The sequence below is a fragment of the Stieleria maiorica genome, from assembly GCF_008035925.1.
Classification (GTDB): Bacteria; Planctomycetota; Planctomycetia; order Pirellulales; family Pirellulaceae; genus Stieleria; species Stieleria maiorica.
Genome location: NZ_CP036264.1, coordinates 9392441 through 9416658, shown reverse-complemented (window position 1 = coordinate 9416658; position 24218 = coordinate 9392441). Strand labels below are relative to the sequence as shown.

Annotated in this window: 15 protein-coding genes; 7 read left to right on the top strand and 8 right to left on the bottom strand. The window is 60.4% G+C overall.

Annotated features, from left to right (window positions below; genetic code table 11):
• Window positions 1-34 precede the first annotated feature (34 nt).
• Window positions 35-1501 carry a sulfatase gene (locus tag Mal15_RS32160; protein WP_147871473.1) on the bottom strand — a complete coding sequence of 489 codons (1467 nt, stop codon included), beginning with the start codon at window positions 1499-1501 and terminating at the stop codon, window positions 35-37.
• Between the two features lie 201 nt (window positions 1502-1702).
• Between Mal15_RS32160 and Mal15_RS32155 the strand changes: the two genes are divergently transcribed.
• The 3 genes from Mal15_RS32155 (at window position 1703) to Mal15_RS32145 (ending at window position 7487) form a co-directional block, all read left to right on the top strand.
• Window positions 1703-3076 carry a hypothetical protein gene (locus Mal15_RS32155; RefSeq protein ID WP_199773774.1) on the top strand — a complete coding sequence of 458 codons (1374 nt, stop codon included), beginning with the start codon at window positions 1703-1705 and terminating at the stop codon, window positions 3074-3076.
• Between the two features lie 136 nt (window positions 3077-3212).
• Complete coding sequence (locus Mal15_RS32150) at window positions 3213-6182, top strand: PVC-type heme-binding CxxCH protein (protein ID WP_147871472.1); 2970 nt, start codon at window positions 3213-3215, stop codon at window positions 6180-6182.
• A gap of 333 nt (window positions 6183-6515) precedes the next feature.
• Window positions 6516-7487, top strand: coding sequence for a Gfo/Idh/MocA family protein (locus Mal15_RS32145; RefSeq protein WP_147871471.1), 972 nt, complete (start codon window positions 6516-6518; stop codon window positions 7485-7487).
• A gap of 104 nt (window positions 7488-7591) precedes the next feature.
• Here the strand turns inward: Mal15_RS32145 and Mal15_RS32140 are convergent, their stop codons facing one another.
• The 4 genes from Mal15_RS32140 to metH all read right to left on the bottom strand — a co-directional run bounded on the left by Mal15_RS32140 (window position 7592) and on the right by metH (window position 13967).
• Window positions 7592-7966 carry a hypothetical protein gene (locus tag Mal15_RS32140; RefSeq protein ID WP_147871470.1) on the bottom strand — a complete coding sequence of 125 codons (375 nt, stop codon included), beginning with the start codon at window positions 7964-7966 and terminating at the stop codon, window positions 7592-7594.
• Between the two features lie 197 nt (window positions 7967-8163).
• On the bottom strand, window positions 8164-8331 hold the full coding sequence (locus Mal15_RS34325) for a hypothetical protein (RefSeq protein WP_167547180.1): 168 nt from the start codon (window positions 8329-8331) through the stop codon (window positions 8164-8166).
• 61 nt (window positions 8332-8392) lie between these two features.
• Window positions 8393-9652 (bottom strand): DUF1559 domain-containing protein, encoded by a 1260-nt coding sequence (locus tag Mal15_RS32135; RefSeq protein ID WP_261344579.1) that lies wholly within the window; start codon window positions 9650-9652, stop codon window positions 8393-8395.
• 613 nt (window positions 9653-10265) lie between these two features.
• Window positions 10266-13967: a methionine synthase gene (metH, locus tag Mal15_RS32130; protein ID WP_147871468.1), complete on the bottom strand. Its 3702-nt coding sequence runs from the start codon at window positions 13965-13967 to the stop codon at window positions 10266-10268.
• Window positions 13968-14263: 296 nt separating this feature from the next.
• On the opposite strand from metH, the gene Mal15_RS32125 reads away from it, so the two are divergent.
• Complete coding sequence (locus Mal15_RS32125; RefSeq protein WP_147871467.1) at window positions 14264-15436, top strand: hypothetical protein; 1173 nt, start codon at window positions 14264-14266, stop codon at window positions 15434-15436.
• Window positions 15437-15524: 88 nt separating this feature from the next.
• Complete coding sequence (locus Mal15_RS32120) at window positions 15525-16949, top strand: P-loop NTPase (RefSeq protein ID WP_147871466.1); 1425 nt, start codon at window positions 15525-15527, stop codon at window positions 16947-16949.
• Window positions 16950-17123: 174 nt separating this feature from the next.
• On the opposite strand, the gene Mal15_RS34320 is transcribed toward Mal15_RS32120, so the two are convergent.
• Window positions 17124-19703, bottom strand: a complete 2580-nt coding sequence (locus Mal15_RS34320) for a protein kinase domain-containing protein (protein WP_167547179.1) — start codon at window positions 19701-19703, stop codon at window positions 17124-17126.
• A gap of 219 nt (window positions 19704-19922) precedes the next feature.
• Here Mal15_RS34320 and Mal15_RS32110 point away from each other — a divergent pair, with 219 nt between their 5' ends.
• On the top strand, window positions 19923-20531 hold the full coding sequence (locus Mal15_RS32110) for an RNA polymerase sigma factor (RefSeq protein ID WP_147871465.1): 609 nt from the start codon (window positions 19923-19925) through the stop codon (window positions 20529-20531).
• A 351-nt stretch (window positions 20532-20882) separates the two neighbouring features.
• Window positions 20883-21584, top strand: coding sequence for a hypothetical protein (locus Mal15_RS32105; RefSeq protein WP_233903156.1), 702 nt, complete (start codon window positions 20883-20885; stop codon window positions 21582-21584).
• Between the two features lie 147 nt (window positions 21585-21731).
• Here Mal15_RS32105 and Mal15_RS32100 read toward each other — a convergent pair whose 3' ends face one another.
• Window positions 21732-22697: a bile acid:sodium symporter family protein gene (locus Mal15_RS32100; protein WP_147871464.1), complete on the bottom strand. Its 966-nt coding sequence runs from the start codon at window positions 22695-22697 to the stop codon at window positions 21732-21734.
• 15 nt (window positions 22698-22712) lie between these two features.
• Entirely contained in the window at window positions 22713-24143 is a 1431-nt protein-coding gene (locus Mal15_RS32095; protein WP_147871463.1) for a sulfatase, read from the bottom strand.
• Window positions 24144-24218 lie beyond the last annotated feature (75 nt).

Here is a 24218-nt window from a genome sequence, read left to right as displayed (position 1 = left end):
CGTCCGCATATTTTAGTTGAGCGCCGCCGGGAAACTATTTCGCTAGAAAATACTCGTTGGTCGGGTAACTGTTGTACTTCGTCGGCGAAGCGTCGTGTTTTGGCAATGCGGCCGACAGCTGGTCGATGACGTCTTTCATCGCCGGATCCGACGCGAGGTTCTTCCATTCGTTCGCGTCGACCTGATGATCGTATAACTCCATCGATCCGTCTTCGTAGCGATAAAACCGATAACGTTCGGTCTGGATCGCGTGATTTCCCTTTCCATAGGTGGTCAGGGTGGGCGCCGGCCACGATTGATTCGGGTCGTCCACCAGGGGCACGATCGAACGCCCTTCGTTCATCGGATTGGCCGGCAGACCACACAGGTCCAACAGCGTCGGGTACAAATCGATCAACCCGACCGGTTTTTTGCAGACCTTGCCACCCTCGCGACCGGCGGCGGCAACGATCAACGGCACGCGATTGGCGCGATCCCAAAGAGCTTGCTTGGCAAATCGGTTCTTTTCGCCGACGTGATAACCATGGTCGGACCACAGCACGACGATCGTGTTGTCGGCGTATCGGCTGCCGTCCAACGCATCGAGCACCTTGCCGACCTGGGCATCGACGAAAGTGGTGCAGGCCAAGTACGCCTGCACGATGTTTTTCCACTCATTCTCTTTGATCGCCCACTCGGTCGTCGGCATCGCCGGCAACTCGTTGACCCGTCGCGAAAGCTCCGGGACGTCCTCCAGATCGTTCTTCAAGTACGGCGGCAACTGGATTTGATCGACCGGATGCTTGTCAAACCACTCCTGAGGGCAATACCACGGCACGTGCGGTCGCATGAATCCGACCGCCAGGAAAAACGGCTGGTCATGGGACTTGGAAAGCTGGTCCACTCCATAAGCGGCGATGTGGTAATCCGGCATCAAGTCGTCCGACTCGGGAAACACGCCCCAATCCGTCTGGGTGCCGCCGATCTTTTCGGGAAACCAAGCGGGATCGTACTTGAATCGCTGTTTCGGTTTCGGGCCGAAACTGGAATGCCCGCCGTAGTCGTCGAACACTTTGGCGGCGTCGCCGTTATGAAACAACTTGCCACAGGCCAACGTCGTGTAGCCGTGCCGTTCGAAATAATCGGGCATTAACGTCACCTTGCCGGTGATTTCACTTGCCTGCGGAATCAGTTTGTCTTTGATTTGGGCGTAGATTCCCGACGTCGATGGCAACAGCCCGGTAAACAGGCTCGCCCGACTGGGGCCACAAATCGGCGCCTGGCAATGGGCGTTGGAAAACAACACGCCACGTGCGGCCAATCGGTCGATGTTGGGCGTCAACGCGTTGGGGTGCCCGCCGAGACAGCCGACCCAATCGTTCAGGTCATCGATGGCGATGAACAGCACGTTGGGTGGTGCGGTCGATTGCCGGGACGGTTTCTCTTGGGCCGTCGCGAGATTCGGTATCGCACCGACGACCAATGCGATCAAACAAACTGCGACAAAACGGTGGCGACGCATCAAACGTGTTTCCGGTGAAGTGACAGGCTATGATGGGGAGCCCGATTGTAACCGGATTCCCGCCCAGAGGACTGTATGCCAACCGATCATCATCATCCCCACCAAACGAAACAGCGTGACTCGAACGTAGCTACGCTCGCCAGAGCGTGGAAATCCCTGCGGATCCATCTTCTGGCGAAGGTAGCTACGTTTGACCTGTCGATGACTCTCTTGCTCGCCGTTTTCCTGCTCGGCTGGCTTCCGATCGGAAACGTCGAAGGATTCGCCGCGGAACCCGGTTCGATCCAAGTCGCGACCTTTGATCTGGATGTCACGCCACCGGTCGGTTCGATGATGGCGTACGATCCCGTTCGACGTCACGATGAACTGGGGCTGCGTTGCCGCGGCTTGGTGATCGTCGGAGCCGGTCAACCGATCGTGTTGTGCGCGGTCGATTGGATCGGGATCGCCAACGGTGCCCACGACGCCTTCCGCGATGCCTTGGCTACCGCCGCCGAAACTACGCCCGATCGCGTTGCCGTGCATTGCCTGCATCAACACGACGCGCCTCGCTCCGACTTCACCGCCGAACAGATTCTGCACCACGCCGGGGCGACAGACCTGGGCGGGTTTGAAAGCTCCTTCCAACGCGACGTCCTCCAGCGGCTCAGCCAAACCGTCACCGCCGCCGTTCCCCACGCCCAGACGATCACGCACGCCGGATTCGGCACCGCAACCGTCGAAAAAGTCGCCTCGAACCGACGCCTGCTCGGCCCCGACGGCAAAGTCAAAGCGACACGATACACCGCATGCGGCGACCCCGAACTGCGCGCCGAACCGGAAGGCACCATCGACCCAGAACTCAGTTGCCTGGTGTTCTACAACGGCACCAAAGCGATCGCTTCGCTGACGTACTACGCCTGTCATCCGCAAAGCTACTACCGCACCGGCGTCCCCAGCCCCGACTTTCCCGGGATCGCTCGGATCATCCGCGGCCAAGACGTCCCCGAAACGATGCACATCCACTTCAACGGCGCCGGGGGAAACATCGGCGCCGGCAAGTACAACGACGGCAACAAGGCGAACCGTTTAGTGCTGGCCGCCCGAGTTGCCGACGCCATGAAGCGGGCCTTTGATTCCGCCGAGCGGTTTCCGATCACCGCCGATTTAATTTCCTGGTCCGTCGCCCCCGTCGCCCTGCCGCCGGCCCCGCATTTGGATCGCGATCAGTTGCAAGCGACTTTGGAAAACCCCTCGTCACCCGAAGCTCAATCCGCTCCGGCCAATCTGGCGTGGCTGGGTCGCTGCCAATCCGGTCACAAGATCGACCTGGCGTGTCTGGGTGTCGGCAACGTACGTGTCCTGCACATGCCGGGCGAACTGTTCGTCGAATACCAATTGGCTGCGAAAAAGATGCGTGACGACCTGCACGTCGCGATGGCCGCCTACGGTGACTACGGCCCGGGATACATCGGCACCGAAATCGCCTACGGACAAGGCGGCTATGAAACCAGTCAGCGAGCCTCACGCGTCGACAAAAGCTGCGAACACGTCCTGATGGACAGCATCGCGCTGCTACTCGGAAAGGCCGAATAGCAGACGCATGAAACCCACGGACGAAACACCCCACACCACACCACATCCGTGGGTACGCTCTGCCATCCGTGGGCCCGATCGACTCCCCTCCCCTGCTCTCCCCTACCCTACCTGCCCTCCCCAAAACCGATACCCCATGATCCGTCTGTCCCACCGTTTGTTCCCTCCCTGCCTGGCCGCCCTGCTCTTTTGCACAGTTTCTCCCGCGGCCGACTTTGCCGATCAACTGCCACGGATCGCACCGACCGAACCGGGCGAGACGTTGGACGACTTCCGAATCGCCGACGGCTACCAGATCCAACTCGTCGCCGCCGAACCGTTGGTCAACAGCCCCGTGGCAATCCAGTGGGATGCCGAAGGGGCATTGTTCGTTTGCGAGATGCGCGGCTACAGCGAAGACCGTGATGACCAGCTTTCACGGATCACGCGATTGATCGATACCGACAACGACGGCGTCTTCGATCGACACACCGTTTATGCCGACAAGCTGCTGTGGCCGACGGCGTTGTTTCCTTACGACGGAGGACTATTCGTCGCCGATGCGCCCGACATCTTTTATCTGAAAGACAACGACGGCGATGGCGTCGCCGATTCAAAGCAAGTCGTGTTCACCGGTTTCTCCATCAGCAACGTCCAGGGTCTATTGAATTCGTTCCACTGGGGCTTGGACAACCGCATCCATCTGGCATGTGGCACCGTCGGCGGCAAGGTGCGACGGGCCGACCAAGATGCATCGGCAGCCGTGGAAGTCCGCGGACACGACATGGCGTTTGATCCGAAAACGTACGAATTCACCTTGACCAGCGGCGGCGCCCAACACGGGATGTGCTTCGACGACTGGGGACGCAAATTCGTTTCCTCCAATAGCGACCACCTGCAACAAGTGATGTACGAAGACCGCTACATCCGCCGCAATCCGTTGCTGGTCGCCCCCTCAGCCCGCCAATCGATCGCCGCCGATGGGCCGCAAGCGGAAGTGTTTCGGATCAGCCCGGTCGAACCATGGCGGATCGTCCGAACCCGGCTCCGCGTCGCAGGCTTGGTGGGCGGCCCGGTCGAAGGCGGCGGACGCGCCGCAGGGTACTTTACCGGCGCGACCGGCGTGACGATCTATCGCGGTGATGCCTGGCCGCAAACCGATCACTCCTTGGCCATCGTCGGCGACGTCGGCAGCAACCTGGTCCACCGCAAACGCCTGACGCCATCGGGAGTCCAATTAGTCGGAGAGCGCATCGACCCCAAATCTGAATTCGTCGCGTCGACCGACAATTGGTTCCGTCCGGCCCAATTCGAGTGCGGACCCGATGGTGCTTTGTCGATCATCGATGTTTACCGCGAAGTCATCGAGCACCCCGCAAGTCTGCCGCCGGAAATCAAGCAGCATTTGGACCTGACCTCCGGCCGCAATCGCGGGCGAATCTATCGTGTCGTTCCCGATGGGTATCAACATCGCCCGACGCCCGATTTGAACACGTTCGATTCCGAGTCGCTGGCGGGTCTGCTGCAGCACGCCAACGCTTGGCACCGCGAAACCGCGGCCCGATTGATCTACCAGCGTCAGGACAAAGCGATCGCCGCGACGTTGCGGCGGCAACTGGAACAGAGCCCGACGCCGCAGGGACGACTGCATTCACTTTACGCGCTGTCCGGTTTGGGCTTGCTGACTGCCGACGATGTGATCGGTCGTTTTGATGACGATCATCCCCAGGTCGTCCGCCATGCGGTCCGGCTGGCCGAACAGTTTGCTTCCGACCAAGCCGTCATCGGATCTCTGAAACCGCTTGTAGGCCACGCCTCCATCGACGTTCGTTATCAACTGGCGTTTTCGCTCGGCGAGTATGACTTTGATGCCAAACCACAGTGGCTCGCGGAATTGCTGCTCAATGCCCCCGGCGACCATGCCCCCGGCGACCATGCCCCCGGCGACCGCTGGATCCAATCCGCCGTCTCGAGTTCCACCGGCGGCCAAACAGATCAATTGTTTGCGGCGCTATTGAATTCTGATTCGGTTGGCCGGCTCGCTCCGTTTGTGCTGGAACTTGCGACACAAATCGACCGCGGCGATTCCGGCGACCAACGCCGTCGTTCGCTCGCCGCGTTGGTCGATGCGACGCCGCCCCCCAGTCTGTTGCCGGCGATCGGACGTTTGCATCGGTCGGATCGACGAGCGGACATCGGCAAGGATCTTTACAACCGCGCCGAGTCGCTTGCCGCCGATTTGATCCCGATCGCGTTGGACCAGGTCGCCGATACAAAGCGTACCGATTCCGACCGGATTCGGGCGATCGGATGGCTGACCGATGCCCCGATCGACCAAGTCTTTCCGACGCTGGTGAAGGTCTTGCGTCAAAGCGAATCGTCCGAGTTACAAAGCGCCGTGATCGGCGCGATGGGCCGCAGCGATTCACCCGAATTGATCGACATTCTGCTGGAACCGTGGCCGACCTGGAGTCCTCGGCTTCGAAGTGCCGCCGGGGATGTTCTGTTCGCGACGGCCGAACGATCGACCGCGGTGTTGGACGCGATCGATGCGGGGACGATCGATGCCGCCGACATTTCATTGACGCGTTGGAACACACTCGCATCGAGTCGCGATCCGGAACTGCGAAAGCGCGCCCAAGGCTTCTTGGAGACGACGAAAGGACCCTCGCGCGAATCGATCATCGAGCGGTACCAAGAAACGTTTCAGTTGACCGGTGATGTGGAGCGTGGAGCCGAAGTTTTCAAGACGCAGTGTGCCGGATGTCATCAATCGGGCGATGTCGGACATGCGATCGGTCCCAGCTTGGCCGCCGCGGCAACACGCGGAGGAGAGTCGATTCTGACAAACGTGCTGGATCCCAATCGTGAAGTCAATCCGCAATACGTCAATTACGTCGTGTTGACGACCGACGGCCGAACGATCGCGGGGATGATCGCATCGGAGAACGCCAACAGCATCACGCTGCGTCGTGCGGAAAACGTCTCCGACACCATCTTGCGACAGGACATCGAATTGCTGCGAAACACCAACCAATCGATCATGCCCGAAGGTTTCGAAAAAGCGATCCCGCCCCAAGCCATGGCCGACCTGATCGAGTACCTGATCAAGAGTCTGAACCGCTAATGCCAGCGGGACGCGTCACGGCCTGTTGGTTTAATTCGATCACACGTGGGATCAGCCGTTTCGCGCAAGCGTACGGGCCTCCAACACCAAGAAAAACGCACTGTCGCCCGTAGGCTCGCGCCAAACGGCTGATTTAATCAACAGACCGGTCAGCGAGCGGCCCGCGTTCACCCAATCACCAACGCCCGCCACTGGCTTACGGGACTTTTTCCGAATCTGAGCTGCGGCTCCGGATCAACACACTTGACAGTTCCCACCCCAAAAGCGATCAAGAAGTCAGGGTGACACTGTCACTGGCAACCGACGACTTTTCTAGGAAAACTGAAGAACATCATGACGATACGCTGGGGATTGCTGGGGTGCGGCGATATCGCCAGCAAACGGGTTGCCGACGCGATCATCGCCGACGAAAGGTCAGAGCTGGTGGCCGCGTGCCGGCGAACCGAACACCTGCTTCAGGACTTCGCAGACCGGTTCAACATCCCGACGCGATTGACGTCCGCCGAGCAATTGTTTGCCCGCGAAGACTTGGACGCCATCTACATCGCCACACCGGTGTTCCGGCACTGTGCCCAGACCATTGCCGCGGCCGAGGCCGGGAAACACGTGCTGGTGGAAAAGCCGATGGCGTATTCGACGGCGGAGTGCCAGCGGATGATCACCGCCTGCTCCACGGCTAAAGTGACGTTGGGGGTCGCTTATTACCGGCGTTTCTACCCCGTCGTGTTGCGTCTGGCGGAATTGATCGCCGACGGATCGCTGGGGCGTCCGCTTTCGATCCTGGCGACCACGGGAAACCCGAAGCGGTTTCCGACCGAAGACTGGCGCGTGGTCAAGGCGCTCGGTGGCGGCGGCCCGCTGATGGACATCGGCAGCCACCGCTTGGACTTGTTCCTGCAATTGTTCGGACGACCGCGGCATGTCCAAGCGGCTTGTGCGCCGTCGCCGGAACATGACACCGAAGACATGGCGTCGCTGTTGATCGAATTCGAAAACGGCTGCCACGGCGTCTTGCAGTGCTACTTCGGCACGCTCGACACCCCGGACCGTTTGGAAGTGATCGGCACCGACGGTCGGGCCACGACCGAAGACCTTAACGCCGGCGACTTGACGATCATCACCGCCGACGGTCGCCGCACCGAGTCGCATCCGCCACACGCCAACCTGCACGCCCCGCTGATCAGCGACTTCAGCGACGCGATTGTTTCCGGCCGCCCACCAATCGTGACCGGCGAACTCGGCATGGCGACCAACGAAATGATGGCCATCGCCTACCGCGAATCCTCGGGCAACCGACGGCAGTAAGCCCACCGATGGCAGCGCGTCCCCACGGATGTCTTGCAGCCTGTTATCCGTGGGTACGCTTTGCCATCCGTGGGTTGTCTGCAGCGAGGAACCCCGCAGCTAAATCACCACCACTTCGTCCACGCGGCCCTGCACATCACAACCGTGATGACAAACAGCAGCAACGACGAATCGACTTCAATCAATAACTGCGGCACAGCGGCGACCGGCACGATTAGCAGCCCAACGATCCATCCGCTGATCGCTCCTTTGCTACTCGCCAGAACGTAGCCAATGGCCGACCCGGCGAATCCACCGATCAGGCACCAGGTCCACGACGGAGGATACAGGTAGATCAACGGATAGACAAAAAAGGCCAGCGCACAGCAAGTCGTGACGTAGATCAGCTTGCCAATGGTGAGCCGCTCCTCAATGCGAAATCGATGGCTCACGCGGGCGTGATCGTGGCAAACTTCCGATCCATCGGGTAGATCGAGCATCGGTCACTCCTTAGCAAGTCTTGTCTATGGTCGTTGGCCAAACCGATTGTGCACGATCCGAAAACCAAGGGCGTTGCCCTAGGCTAGGGATGTGAACGGCCTTTGGCCGATCCAATCCGATCAACGGACGAGATTACCGAATTGACACCGTAAATCATTGGCCAACGGCCATGCCCAGCGATTCCCCGGCGCAGATTCTACTGCGCGTCCGGATCGACTTCTTCGGGCTCGGGGTTCTCGTCGACCCACTGCGCCAACTCGTCATGCTCGGCGGTCGTCTCCACTTGCTCTGAAGAACCCGCACACCCGACGCACATCGTAACGGCAAACGTCATCACCATCACACACGAAACCCACTTCTTCATCGCAATCCTCAACGGGAAAAAAGAGACACTGACTCATCAACCGCAAACCCGTCACCGCAACCTAGAACTCCGCGGAGATGACTTCCGACGACGCGCGTGTGCCGAGCGCTCCCCACAGACCGAACGGACTTGGTCTGCCCGGTGAGACCATGTTTGCATCGATTCCGACTTGGGCACTGGTCTGATCTCCCGCCTCGATCGAATCGGTGATGAAGCGGACCGAACCATCGGCCAACAGGATGTGGCAGCCTCCCTGGTGTCGGCTGCTGGGCGGCAAGATGCCCGCGTTAAAATTATTCCAGTCCGTGCAGAGTGGAGAATTCGGGGGCGAAATCGTGGTGAACATCCCCCACAACGATCGGCTGTGTGCCCAGCGGAACCCCCGTTTCTGTTCCGGGTGGCCGCCGGGCCCGTGAGGGTTGGTGAACGTGGCGGTGGCCAACCAAAACCGAGGCCGATCCGGATCGATGTAGATGTCGCATTCCTGCACGCCGCCTTCCAGCCAGATCGTGTCGCGACCGCTCGGTGCCAGCGCGGCGCGCGTGCGGACATCGTTGTCGCCCAAGCTGGTCGCGATCTCGCCGGCAGCGATCGTGTTGGACAAACCGTCCAGGATGTCGCGGATTTTCGAATCGAAACGATGAACAAACACTCCGCGGCACGATGCCTGTCGATGCTGCGGACCGTTTGCGCCAAAATCGGTCCCGTTGTCGCGACGACCTCCATGCCAGCTCCTCATCGAATCGCCGACACACGCGATGTAGTTGGTTCGCCCTTGCGCCGGCAATCCGACGCCGGGATCACTCGGACAGCGAAACATCGGGATCTCCGTCAGCCACGGTTCGTACCGCGCGTTGGCGTGCTGGGCAAGCGAGCGGCGAGGGCACGGCCCCATCGGAGGAAACACCGCTCCGGTGCTCGCGTCGGTCAGCGGATTGCCGATGCGGTCCCAAAGCCCCTGCTGCTCGACGTAGGGCAACATCGAAACCAACCAGCTGACTTCCAAACGATTACTTGAGCCGGCCGAAGTGCCGGGGTTGGGCGCCTCCGGGTTTCCACCGTTCCCGCTGGGCGTTCCCGTGCCGTGCTTGGGCAACTGCTTGAACGCCGAATGATAGTTGTGAAGCCCGATCCCGATCTGCTTGAAGTTGTTGCTGCAACTCATCCGGCGAGCCGCCTCACGCGCCGCCTGGACCGCGGGCAACAACAGCCCGACCAGGATTCCGATGATCGCGATCACGACCAACAGTTCGACCAAGGTGAACCCCGACCGTTTGGAAAAACGACGGGATCTTTCGGAACGATTCTCTCTAGCAACCACAACACTACCCCCTGAGACCCGTGAAAACCGAACGCCAGCGCATCCTCTTGCGGTGGCTTCTGAAGACACCAAGGGAATATAGCGGGGCCTGAAACACCCCTGCTGAAAAAACATGCGAAATATTCGCATAAAGAAAACCTTCGTACCTCAATCGCCGGTCAAACGTAGCTACCTTCGCCAGAAGGTGGATCCCCGGGGTTTCCACGCTCGCATCGAGCGGAGCTAAGTCTTCGAGGCGCGATCCATCGAGAATCCAGCGCGCTGGTGTACAGGCTTCAGCCGCCCCGGGGCGCTGTGGGGGAAGTCGATTGTATAAGTGACGGATTTGATCGTAGCGGAAGCACTGGCGCCCGTAGGCTCGCGCCAAACGGCTGATTCAATCAACCGGCCGTTGACGAGTTCCGCTACACCATTGATTCAATCGATCCTCTTCGTGCATCAACGCCGGCGGCGGATTTGTAACGCGGGCCCCCTCTGGCGTTTGCGTGCTGCGCAAACGCCGTCTCTCCCAGAGGGAGAGAATCTAAACTGGTTGCCAAGAGCCGCAGTAATACGTTCGACGTCCCGAGTAGCGAGGGGAGTCGCCTGAAGGCTAGACACCAGCGCGTCGCGTCTACTCTGGTTCGTAGGCCAGGTTGGGCATCAGCCACTTTTCGATCTCGGCGACCGGCTTGCCCTTGCGTCGGGCGTAGTCTTCGATCTGGTCCTTGGTGACGCGATCGACGGTGAAGTACCGGGCGTCGGGGTGGGCGAAGTACAAACCGCTGACCGCCGCGCCAGGTGTCATCGCATACGAACTGGTCAATTCCACCGACGCGTTGGCTTCGGCGTCAAGCAAGTCGAACAACGTCCGCTTCTCGGTGTGGTCGGGGCACGCCGGGTAGCCGGCGGCCGGGCGGATGCCACGATAGGCTTCGTCGATCAGCTGTTCGGTGGACAATGATTCTTCGGCACCGTAGGACCAATCGCGACGCGCCTGCTGGTGAAGCATCTCCGCCAGCGCCTCGGCACAACGATCGGCGACCGCTTGAACCATGATGGCGTTGTAATCGTCGTGCTTGGCCCTGTAACTGGCCGCCAACTCCGCCGCACCGATCCCTGCCGTGACGGCAAAGCCGCCGATGTAGTCCTTCCGTCCGCTATCGACCGGAGCGACGTAGTCGGCCAGACTGCGGAAGTCCTTTTGCCCCTTTCGCTCCCATTGCTGGCGGAGGAAATGGAAACGCGTCAGTTCGGTTTGACGGGTTTCATCGGTGTACAAGATCACGTCGTCACCGTCGCTGGCGGCCGGCCAAAATCCGTACACCGCACGGGCCTTCAAACTGCCGTCGGCGATGATTTGGTCGAGCAGTTTGTTGGCATCGTCAAAGATCTTCTTCGCCTCTTCACCGACCACGTCGTCGTCAAAAATCTTGGGATACTTGCCTTTCAATTCCCAAGTCATGAAGAACGGTGACCAGTCGATGTAGTCACGAATCTCGGTCAGCGGCACATCCTGCAAGACGCGGATTCCGGTGAACGAGGGCTGGTCGATGCGGACGTTTTCCCAATCGGTTGCGAAGCGTTTTTCGAGCGCCTCGGTATACGGCACCAGCTTTTGTTTTCGTTCCTTGAAACTGGCGACCAGCTTGACCTGTTCCTGGGCGTTCTTTTCGATGAAGTCATCGCGCAGTTCATCGCTGAGCAAGCGTTCGACGACACCGACGCTGCGGCTGGCATCGACGACGTGCACGACGGGCGGATCATAAGCCGGTGCGATCTTCACGGCGGTGTGCTTGGCGCTGGTGGTTGCCCCGCCGATCAACAGTGGCACCGTCAGGCCGCGACGCTTCATCTCGCGGGCGACGTTGATCATTTCGTCCAAGCTGGGCGTGATCAATCCGGACAGCCCGATGATGTCGGCGTTGTGCTTGGCCGCTTCGTCCAGGATTTCGTCGGCGTTGACCATCACGCCAAGATCGACGACTTCAAAGTTGTTGCACTGCAACACGACGCCGACGATGTTTTTACCGATGTCGTGCACGTCGCCCTTGACCGTGGCGATCAGGAACTTTCCGCGCGCCGAAGCGTTTTCCAATCCCGCGACACGTTTCTCTTCCTCCATGAACGGTTCCAGGTAGGCGACCGCCTTCTTCATCACGCGCGCCGATTTGACGACTTGGGGCAGGAACATCTTTCCTTCGCCGAATAGGTCACCGACGACTTGCATGCCGTCCATCAAGGGGCCTTCGATCACTTGCAGACACCGGTCAAAGCTCTGTCTGGCCTCTTCGGCGTCCTCTTCGATGAACTTGTCGATGCCCTTGATCAACGCATGTTTCATCCGCTCTGCCACGGGCGCGTCACGCCAGGCCAATTCCTCGCCGGCCTTCTTCTTGCCGGTTCCCTTGAACGTTTCGGCCAGTTCCAACAAGCGGTCGGTCGCATCGCTGCGACGGTTCAGCAGCACGTCTTCGACGTGTTCGAGCAAATCCTTGGGGATTTCTTCGTAAACTTCCAACTGACCGGCGTTGACGATGCCCATGTCCAAACCGGCTTCGATGGCGTGGAACAGGAACGCGCTGTGCATCGCTTCACGGACGCGGTCGTTGCCGCGAAAGGAGAAGCTGATGTTGCTGACACCACCGCTGGTTTTCGCCCCCGGGCATTCTTGCTTGATCCGGCGGATCGCGTTGATGAAGTCGACGGCGTAGTTGTCGTGCTCGGAGATGCCCGTGGCGACGGTCAGGATGTTGGGGTCAAAGATGATGTCTTCGGGAGGGAAACCGACTTGGTTGACCAGGATTTCGTAGGCGCGTTTGGAAATCCGCACCTTCTCGTCTTCGGTCGCCGCTTGGCCGTGTTCGTCGAAGGCCATCACGACGGCCGCGGCACCGTACTGACGCACCAAATTGGCTCGCTCGATGAACGCTTCTTCGCCATCCTTCAGCGAGATCGAATTGACGATCGCTTTGCCCTGGACGTTTTGCAGCCCCGCCTCGATGACTTCCCATTTACTGCTGTCGATCATCACCGGCACCGACGCGGTCACGTCGTCACCCGAGATCAAACGCAGAAAACGGACCATCGCCGCCGCACCGTCCAACAGCGCGTCGTCGAAGTTGATGTCGATGATCGTCGCGCCGTTTTCGACCTGTTCACGGGCGATTTCGACCGCGGTGTCGTAGTCTTCGTCGCGAATCAGTCGAGCGAACTTGCGGCTTCCGGTCACATTGGTCCGTTCGCCGATCATCGTGAACGGCACTTCGGGCCGCATCACCATCGGCAACAAACCGGACAGACGGGTGTAGACCGGACCAGGCGTTTCCTGCTTCGGTTTCAGCCCTGCGACGCGATCGGACATCGCGCGGATGTGGTCGGGCGTGGTGCCACAGCATCCGCCCAGGATATTGATCCAGCCGTTGTCGGCAAATTCGCCGACGATGTCCGCCATCGCTTTGGGGCCGAGATCGAATTGGCCCATTTCGTTGGGCAAACCGGCGTTGGGGTGACAGCTGATCGGGACTCCCGCGACGTGAGACAACTCTTCGATGTGGGGACGCATCACATCGGGTCCGAGGGCGCAGTTCATTCCGACCGACAACATCGGGAAATGCTCCAGCGCTGTGAAAAAGGCCTCGACCGATTGTCCGCTGACGAACGTCCGGCCGCCCTTGTCAAAGGTGCCGCTGACCATCACCGGCACGCGGCGTCCGCCGGCATTGAAAAAGTCCTGGATCGCGAACAAACACGACTTCAAGTTCAGCGTGTCGATCGCCGTTTCCGGTAGCAGAATATCGACGCCGGCGTTCACCAGCGATTCGACTTGGGCGCGATAGCTGGCTCGCATTGCTTCGAAGGTCGTCGGGCGAAACGACGGATCGTCGACTTTGGTGCTGATGGCCAGCTGCATCGTCGTCGGCCCGATCGAACCGGCTACGAACCGCGGCTTGTCGGGCGTCCGTTCGGTCCACTCATCGGCGGCTTTTCGCGCGCACGCGACCGCGGCCCGGTTGATCTCATCGACCAACTCCAGCGGCAGATCGAACTCCACCATCCCCACCGGCGACGCGCCGAACGAGTTGGTTTCGACAATGTCCGATCCGGCTTCGTAATAGGCTCGGTGGATGTCGGTGATCTTTTCGGGGTGCGTCAGACACAGGATGTCCGAAAAGTTTTTCAGGTCCTTGTGGTGATCGGCGAAACGCTCTCCACGCACCCCGGCTTCATCTAGCCCCAATCGCTGGATCATCGTCCCCATCGCCCCATCGAGCAGTAGGATGCGTTCACGGACGAGTTCGGACAGCAGGTCGGCGGTCGAATTGGCTTGCAGCATTCTCAAAATCGCAATGTTTAGGTTGGGTTCGACGAGGGTGTATTGTCCTAGTCCCGTGGAAAATCACAAGGCGAACCACGAAAGTGCGCCACAACACCACATTCAGCCTTGCTGTAACCGGCCAAGTTTCGCTATTCCGCAAAAGCCTGAAGACAGACACAGTTAAACACCGATGAACCCTTCCAGGGCCGGTCGGTGGTCCCCATGGGAAACGGATCCACGGATGGGTCAATTCCGGGGACTTTTTTGACGTTCTTGCCCAAACAGGCGTGGAAACTCGCTGCGGAAGATCACTGATGGACCAGGAACCAGACACGACGAATCACGCTCGAAGTTCGCGACCGGGACGGTTTCGACCCGAAAAACCCACCACGCGCGGTACATCGGCCAGCGACGCACCCCAGGGCACCCCCGAAGGATCTGCCAGCGCCAGCGGGCCCGGCAACGAACACCACCACAGCGGGGGCTTCCATGAAATCCCCGCCCCGGCGACCGACCGAGTCGATCCGGAAACCGAGGCCTTGCCGACCCTGTTCGAATTACCCGACCGAACGCCGGAGGGATTGCAGCGCAAGCGACAATCCGACCCGTTCTTCATCCACGACGCCCACAACGGTCCTCCGGCCAGCCACGTCGATCCGCCCTCGGGAAACCATAGCTACCTCAGTCACCCCGAACCGTTCTCGCCGGTCGGTTCGGATTCCGCATTGCCTGGCGGTGCCGATCACGGATCCGATCACGGACAGGGTTACATCAGTTCACCTGCGGAAGCAGCAGCCCCCACGGAGGAATCACGCGTCGCAGCTTTCCATGGCGAGCCGATGAAGTGGGCCACGGCCAAGGCGTCGTGGGCCACACGTTCGGCGATCGTGATGTTGGTGTTGCTGTTGGTCAGCGTGGCCTTCCTGTTCGGGCGAAGTTCCAATTCACCCAGCGATCCGACGCAGCTGACCGATGTTGATGGCGACGACCTGGGCGAAACGGTCGTCGTGATCACCGAGGACTTCGACATCAGCGACGATCCGTCGTCGAGTGATCCGATCCAGCAGATCGCCGCGACAGACGACATCGTGACGCCCGAGGTTGCCACCCAAGAAAACCAAACACCGTCGACCGAGGCTCTTCCCAGCTACATCGCCGAAGCCCCGACACCGTCGGGCGGACTGGGCGAACCGTCGGCATCGTTGCCAGCCGAATCGCTGCCAGAGGAAATCGCACAAGCACTCCTGGATACTCCCGGTCCTTTGGCGACCGACGACATTCCCGAAGTTCCGCCGAGTCTGGATTCCAACCAGTCCGTCGTCGCCTACCGCTCGTCCGAAACGGACGCAGTCTCCGACCCGCTGCCGGCAGGCATGGAAGATCGGTTGCGACTGGAGGATGGTCTGCGTTACAGCGACACCCCCTACGCGATCGGCAACTTCTTGGAGATTCTGAAAGCCTGGGAAGAATCGGCGACGCCACAGTAAAGCCGCGTTGCCCATCAACAGCATTGATCGCGGCATTCTCATTGTCGCAGCGCCCCTGTTTGTCACTTGTATTAATAACAGCAGAACCATGAAGACCGACCAGACGTTCATCGGCGCTTACACACGCAACCGCCGTCGCGCAGGCATGCAACCAACGGCTGCGTCCGCGCCCGATGCCACGGTCGATTCAACGGCCGGGCAGGTCACCGAGAAACGCCTCGACCGGATGACCGAACAGGTCACCGAACCAGTCACGGAACAGCCCACCGAACAGGTCGCTGACCGGGCGCACCCGTCGCCCCCGCCATCGCACCTGCACCCGACGCCCGTCGATCGAGCGAAAGTGGTCGAGCAATTGCTCGGCCAATCGATGACAATTTCTGACACCTTTGTCGAGCTCCGTGAAGTCTGGAGCGAACAGCCAGCCGGACAGGTTTTGCGCATCGATCGCCCCGTGACGACGCCGGTCGAAACGAAATCTGCCGCGCCGACACAGCCGGTTGCGAACACGGAAACGATCACCAACGCCGATCCGCCCCAGCCGGGAACTGACGTTCGTGAAATGGAGGCGATCGCCGACAAGATTGACGAATTGTCCGTTGCGATCGACGCGTTGGCGGAACCCCCTGCGAACGCGGAATCAAATCCTGCCGCGACAAAACCGACGCATCAGGTTCAAACGCCGACGCCACCGGCCGCACCCATCGAATCGCCTGCCCCGGTTCAGACGCCTGCCCCGGTCGAGTCCGACACGGCGATCGAGTCCGCTGCGGCGATCCAGATTCAAGCCTCACCGGCCCCTCAAGCTGCCGCCCAATCACGAGCGACAGTCGAGCCCCAGGCTACTTCGCCCGAGCCGCCCGCCCCGCGTTGGGCCGGCGCGACCTGGGAAGTCGACGCGTTCGATCTTCCCTCCACCGTCGCGGAACTGTTTTTCGACGAAGCCTTCTTTCGCTCGATCGCCGAACACCTCGGTCAATCGGTTCGCGAAGGACTGCGCAGCGTCCTGGTCACCAGCCTGTCCGCCGGCGAAGGGCGTTCGACGGTCGCGATCGGAACCGCGATCGCCGCGGCCGCCACGGGAATCCGTGTGGCACTGATCGACATCGATCTGCACACGCCCAGCCAAGCGGACTTGTTGCGGTTGGAAGTCGAAGCCGACTGGGTGACCGCGATCCGTCAGGGCACGCGGATCGAAGACGCCGCGATCGCATCGATCGAAGACGGCGTGACACTGTTGCCGTTGGTGCTGTCACAGCATCGCGGCATGCCGATCACCGCGACCGAAATCGATCGGCTGTTGGAACAACTCGACGGCTGTTTCGATCTGCTGTTGTTCGACGGCCCGGTCGCCGCCGCGTGGGCGACCCCGCAAATCGCGTCGGCCGTCGATTCCAGCCTGATCGTCCGCGATGCCCGAACGACCAGCAAACACGCCGTCGCAACGGCCGCCGTCAAGCTCCGCCGCCAAGGCGTTCAAGGCATCGGCGTAGTCGACAACTTCTGCGGGTGATGCAGAGACAGGTGACAGAAAAATAGCGGGCAGAAAAATGAACGGTCCGCCTGTCAGTGTTCGGGGTACGACGGCCCTTCCGGGCTGTCGCCTGTCGCTGCGCGGCAGCGACGGGGAGATCGCCTAAAGGCTAGACACCAACGACGCCATTTTTCTGTCATCCCCGGCAATCCCTCAACGATCAATCACTTCGCCGCCGTCGCGGGTGATCAGCTTCTTGAGCAGGTCGCGATCGAGATTCTCGGTCATCCGCGTGCTGCCGTCGGCCATCAGGTACGTCACCGGATCAAAGTACTCGATGTCATCACTCCAGGTCAGGTCCTCCGGCTTGGTCCACGGCACGCTGTTTTTGGTTTCAATCAACAGCAACGTGTTGCTGGTGCCGTCACGGAATTCGCTGAGTCCGACGCCGCCTTCGGTTCCGAGTGCGCTATTGCCGGCCGTGAATCCCAGGTAGTTCGTGTGACCGCTGGGCTGATCCTCCGGCGCGCTCGGGCTGCGGTAGATCTCAGGCATTTGATCGAGCAGCTTGAGGTTGTTTTCGCTGTCCCATGGTTCGTCGAACCTGTACCGCTCGTACAACGCAGCTCCTTCGACAAACGGCAAAATCGCGACGCGCCAGCTGAAGGGATAGATCTGTTTCTTTCCCGCCCGCATGGCGCCTTCGAGCACGTTGGCCGAACCGGGGAACTTGCGATAGACCGACTGGAAGTTGTGGAAGGCGAGTCCGATCTGGCGGAGGTTGTTCACCGAACCCTGTGGCGCCACCGGTACAGCCGACTTGCCATCGCGTCGCTTGTGATATTGTCCGCGTTGTTTGAGATACTCTTCGACGCCCAGTATTTTCATCATCCGAATCATCGAAAGAGCCTTGGCCTCATCCGAACCAGGACCTCCCGGCGGTGTTTGATCGATCTCGGAGAATGCCCCCAACTTTTTGAATCGATAGACAACCTGTCCCTCTTCATTTGGCAGCCCGCCTTGAAACGGCATCTGGGCAATCCGCAAAAAGGGATCGAATTGAAACAACATGGTGGATTCATCGGGGAACTGGCAGACGACTGGAATGGTATTGCCCGTCACTTCGTCGTACGCGGTCAGATACAGTTCGGGGCGACCCTTCTGAAATCTCGTGAACTTGCCGGCTGAGACCTGCCAGTCCGTCTGGGCGTTTTGTTTCGTCACGGCATAGAATTCAGTCTGGTCGATGGCCAGCAGCATGCCGTCAGGCAGGATGCTGTTAGGTTGTTTGTATCCGACCAACAGCCAGATCCCCGACAGTTTTTCGAGCACTTCGTTGTGCCGTGCCATCGCCCGCTCGGCCAACGTTTCCTTGGCGGCCGGCGGGGCGACGTCTGCCGCTTTCTGATCCTGGACGCCTGCATCGTCACCCTCGACGACTTCGATTTTCGCCCCATCCAGTGGTGCTTGAAACACCGTTCCATCGGGGAACGTGATCTTGATGAACAGGCCCATCAGCAGCCCGATGAAGATGCCCAACAGCCCAGATGCGATCGCGATGGTCAACGGGACCGAACGCCGGTACCACGGACGAGTTTGCGCCGACGTCGAGGGCGGCAGGGGTTGCGTTTGTGCTTCGGCGGCGGACGCTGCTTGTACCAAACGCACCAAGTCATGCCCGGAGCCCCAGGTCGCCAAGGCGGCCGCGACATCGCTGGGCGATTGCGGGCGTTTGGCGGGATCCTTGGCCAACATCGAATCGACCAACCGCACCAACGCAGACGGGCACTCCGCGGCGCGTTCGCCAAGACTCGGCGGAGGTTCGGACACGTGCGCGGTCATCTTGGCAAACACGGTCTGATGCGATTGATCGTCGAAGGGCGCGTTGCCAGAGAGCAGTTTGAACAGCGTGCATCCGAGCGAATAAATGTCGGACCGACAGTCCACCTCGCGGCCATCGGTCACCTGTTCTGGCGAAACATAATCGGCGGTCCCGATCGCCTGCCCCGCGGCGGTCAATTCCTGCTCTGGTCCAGATTGGTAGCGTGCCAGTCCCAGATCCAACAACTTCACTTCGCCGTTGCGGCTGACCATGATGTTGGACGGTTTGACGTCGCGATGCACGAAGCCTTGATCGCTGGTGTACTGAAGCGCCGCGGCGACTTTGAGAATGATCTCGCAGGCGTCAGCGATCCCCAGCGGTCCGGTCCGCGCCACCAACTCGCCCAGATCCAATCCGTCGATGTACTCGGTGACCAAGACCGCTGTGCCGTCGATTTCGCGGGCATCGTGCGCGGTGACGATGTTCGGATGGCTCAATTGTCCGACGGCACGCATCTCGGCGTCAAACCGGTCACGCATGCGTTGGTCGGCCAAACGATGCCGCGACAACAATTTCACGGCGACCTCGCGCCCGAGCTTGGTGTGCCGAGCGAGCAAGACTTTGCCCATCCCGCCGCGGCCGAGCAGGCGTACGATTTCGTATTCACCGATCGTGCGTGGGATGGCGTGCATCCCGGTCTCGGAGAGTTCATCGGAGGCCGCGAGAGCGCCGAGCGCCTTGGCCATCGCGAGCTTGCAATCGGGTTCCTCGAACAGGCCGGCGTGGGGATCGCGCTGGCGGAGCTCGCTGATCAGCGAATCCTCGGCATCATCGACGGTTTCCAGTTCCGCCTGGCAACTGGAACAGGAGCGCAGGTGCTGAAAAAGTTCGTCGTTTTCGGCGTCGGGAAGCCGCCCGAGCGAATACGCTCTCAATCGTTCCACGGTCGGGCACTCGGTCGCTGTCATCATCGCATTCTCCTTGGGTTTCGGATCAGGTTCAAGCAGTTTGTGGGAGCGGAGTCATGCCAGTCATGCCAGCGGGAAGCGTCAGCGAGCGGCCCGTGGGCTCACCCCACCACCAACGCCCGCCACTGGCTCACGCCACCTGCTGTCATTCGGCCTCCACTCAGATAAACGCAGACGTCTGACACCACTTTTTCCCAAGAAGATTCGGTTAGACTTTTCCCTATGAATGCCACCCCCGACGACCGACGCCGCCCCGAGCACCCGACGCTGTCCCACCCGTTTCTCGAGGGCGTCAAGCAGAACGATCCGGCCCAGTGGAGTCGGCTGGTGGAAACGTTCGGGCCGATCGTGTACCGCTGGTGCCGAACCTCGGGTGTCGCCGAAAGCGACGCAGCGGACGTCGTCCAGGACATCTTCGCTTCGCTCGCGCGAGGCATTTCCGGATTTGAACGCCAAAAGGAATCGGGCAGCTTTCGCAGCTGGCTGGCTACGATCACCCGCAACCGTGTCCGAGACCACTTTCGTCGACTCGCCGATCGACAACCGGCCGAAGGCGGCACGGAGGCGTTGACGCGATTGCAACAACAAGCTGACTCATTGGATCAATCGATCGATGGCGATTCGATCCACAGCCCGCTGGTCCGTCAGGTCCTGAAGTCGGTGGAGGCCGAGTTCGAACCGACGACCTGGGACGCGTTTTGGTTGACGACGATCGAAAGCCAACCGGCGTCGCTGGTGGCCGAAACGACCGGTCTGTCGGTGGCGAGCGTTTATCAGTCCAAATCGCGAGTGCTGCGTAAACTGAGACGGCGGCTGAGCGAATTGCCGTGAAGGAAAACGGGTAAGAAGATTTTGGAGGTAAGAAAATGATGAAATGCATCATCCGTTCGAGTCGACAAATTTTCCTACCTTCAAAATCTTCCTACCTCTCCCAGCGGCCTAGGCCTCTCAATCGCGGAACCCTCGAAGCGATGGCAGAATGATACGGGGGCAGAATGATGGCCCCTGTCTACATGATGCCCCGTTGTGCTGGTGCCAGACGGCTGATCTCACGAAGATCGATGGGATTCTTCGCCTACGCAGGATTGCCAGCAGCGATTGACCCCGCCCCGCCCCATTTGCTAGGGATGATCGTGAAATCATTCCCCCGTCCATCGCCAACGAGAGTTCCGAGACTGCATCGTGATCCCCAAGCAAGCCCCCGCTCTGATGCTGGCGATCTGTGTCGCCGTGATCACGCAGAGTGGCTGCGCGCTGCCGACGGGGATTTTGCGTTCGCGTTGGGCCATGGACGACCCCGAATACGCCGAAAAATACTGTGACGGGGCGGAAAAAAGCGACCCGTTGGGGAAACTGAAGCAGGCCGTCGACGCGCGCTTTCTCGAAGACGCCGACGGCATCTTCGTCTCCGGCGGCTACACCCAACGCGCGGATGCCGACAACGGCCTGTTCGCGATCGACATCGGTGCGGAAACCTACTTCGCCAGCTACCTGACGGGCCGGGCCTCGTTGATGGGCATGGGCAACGGCGAGGACTGGTTCACCGGCATCGACACCGGATTGCGATTGCAGACGCCCAGTCGATTGGCGCCGTTCGTCGGCGCGGGTGTCTACGGCGGGTTCGCCAAAGAAGTCGTGTCGGCCGATGATGACTGGAAAGACAACGACGACGACGGCTTCATCGACGAACACGGTGAAGACGAAGAACGCATCTCCGGCGCGTTGGCGGCGTTCTATCCCGAAGTCGGCGGGCACTTTTGGTGGACGCCCCAAATCCGTTTGACCAGCTACGGACGCTACATGATCTCGACCGAAGGCCGCGACGCAGACGACTGGATCTTCGGCGTCGGATTGGCCATGTTCACCAACCCCAGTCGCCCCTAGTATTCCGCCGCAGCTTGGCTTAACGGTAGCGGAACTCGCCAAGAGTTTCGCATGGGTGCGGCGACGCCGCACCGGAGGGCCGAAAGCCTTGGCGGCTTCCGCTACGACACGAACCCAAACATTGAGCTGCGAAAAACCACTGCTCCCCTATCCCACGTTTCTTCTCCCCGCCCAAGCGGCGGCCAGCACGGTGCCGGTCAACATGCAGCCGAACGTGTACGCGGCCGTCGGAATCTGTGCCGCTGAATCCGCTCCCAACAGCGTGGCCGCCAGCATCGTCCCCAGCCCCGCGTTCTGCATGCCGACCTCCAAGGTCAGCGCACGGCGCATCGCTTCGGGCATCCGCGCAACCCGGCCGACCGTGTAGCCACTGAAATAGCCGAGCAGGTTCATCACCAGCAACCCGGCCAGCAGACTGATCGCGACCTGCGACAAACGATCCCGATTGCCGGCGACGACCGACGCAATGATCCACAACAACGCAACGGTGGCCACCGGCGGCGCGAGCACCGGTGCATGGTTCCGCACGAACAAATTAAGTCGTTTCACCCAATAACCGGCGATCACGGGAACCACCACGGTCAACAACAAAGTCACCGCCATCTTGGCCGGCTTGAACACTTCGTATCCCGTTTCCAAACCGGAAACCACCATCAACGCAGCCGGAACAGTGACGGGCGACAGCAACGTGGCCACGGAGGTCAAACTGACGCTGTAGCTGACGTTTCCTCGCGCGGTCATCGTCAACACATTGGACGCCATCGCTCCGGGAACACACCCACACAATAAAACGCCATAGGCCAAGGGGCCTTCAAGTGCCAACACACGCACCACCAACCACGCCAGGACTGGCATCGCGGTGCATTGAACGACCACCCCCAGAAACACGGTCAGGGGACGTTGTCGCAGCTCCGTCAATTCATCCTGCCGGACGACCAAACCCAAACAGAACATCGTGACGACGACCAACCCCGAGAGTGCATCGGGATTCAAACGGAACGGGTCAAACGTCTCCGTGAAAACCGGCCAGAAAAACGCCAGGGTCGAGCTGACCACCAGCGCCGCCAGGACACCGGCACCGCCGAATCTCGATTGGGACTGCGTGCTGGGCATCAACCGACTCAAGGCTCAGTTTGAATTGGGCAGACGCTGATTGATCATCCCGATCAACTCCTGGATCAACGCGTCGGGGCGATCCTCCGACGTCGCCACGTTGACCGTTTCGGCGTCCGGATTCCGATGGTCGTACAACTCGACAAACCCGTCGTTGTGCACGGTCAGTCGATGTGTGTCGGTGCGAATCGTTCTCGCATTGTTGCGATAGGCGATCGCCGGATGCCCCGCCGCCGATTCGTCTTCCAACAACGGCCGCAGCGACTGGCCTTGCACGAAGTCCGGGATCGGCACGCCGGTCAAATCACACAGCGTGGGAAAAACGTCCAGGGTTTCGACAACGCCATCGGTCGATTCTCCGGCCCGATTCATTTCCGGGTAGCGGATGATCAACGGAGACCGCAACGATTCTTCGAACAGACAGTGCTTTCCCCAAATCGCGTGCTCACCGAGATTCCAGCCGTGGTCGCCCCACAACACCACGATCGTGTTGTCCACTTGTCCGGTTTCTTCGAGTCGCGACAGCACCCGCCCGACCTGTGCGTCGGCATAGGTGACACAGGCGGCGTAGTGCCGACGGACTTCGGTGGCGAACGCGTCGTCCTTGTTCGGATCACGTCCCCAGCGGTTGTACTTCATGAACTCGCCGGAAGAATGCCAGGTCGTTTTCCCTTGCGGTTTTTCGGGATGTGGAATCGGCGGCAACTGCACATCGGTGTATGGTTTCATGTACTTGGCCGGCGCACCGAACGGCAAATGGGGACGCAGAATTCCGACGGCCAAAAAGAACGGCGGCTGATCCGGGGCGGTCAACTGATCCAATTGACGAAGTGCTTCGTCGACCGAGATTCCGTCAGGATAGATCGAATCATCACCGACGACCGACTGGTACACGTCCATGTCTTTGGCGTTTTTACGGATCTCGCCGTGTGCCAGCCCGTGCATCCATCCGCGCGGATGCTGCCAGGGTCCGGCCGGCAACACGTGCCGATCCCATGACTCCGGCATTTCGGGCATCGCTTCGTCGTCCCAGTCCGGACCGCCGCGGCCGCCGGGATGATGCGACACCTTGCCGACCGAAACCGTCCGATAGCCGTGCTTGCGAAACCACGCGGGCATGCTTGGGGGCACGGCTTCCGCATTCCGCTGCATTTGTTTCGCGCGAGCAAACAACGCTCCGTTGCTGGGCGGACCATACAAACCGGTTAGCAAGGTGTAGCGAGACGCGCCGCACGTCGGGGCTTGGACATAGTGCCGATGAAACGCACGCCCCGATGCCGCGAGCTGATCGATGTTCGGCGATTTGATATACGACTTGCCGAAACAATTCAGCTCCGGGCGAAGATCGTCGACACAAATCAGCAGAACGTTGGGACGGTCGGCCGACAGGGTGGATGCCGTGAGCAGTAAAACGACGAGGGCGGAAATGAATCGGAAGCGGTGCATCGATTTGGGGAATTTCGCGTGCGGGGGAAGTTCGGGCTGGGACTATGGTAGCCGGAGAGCGGGTCAAAAAATGGG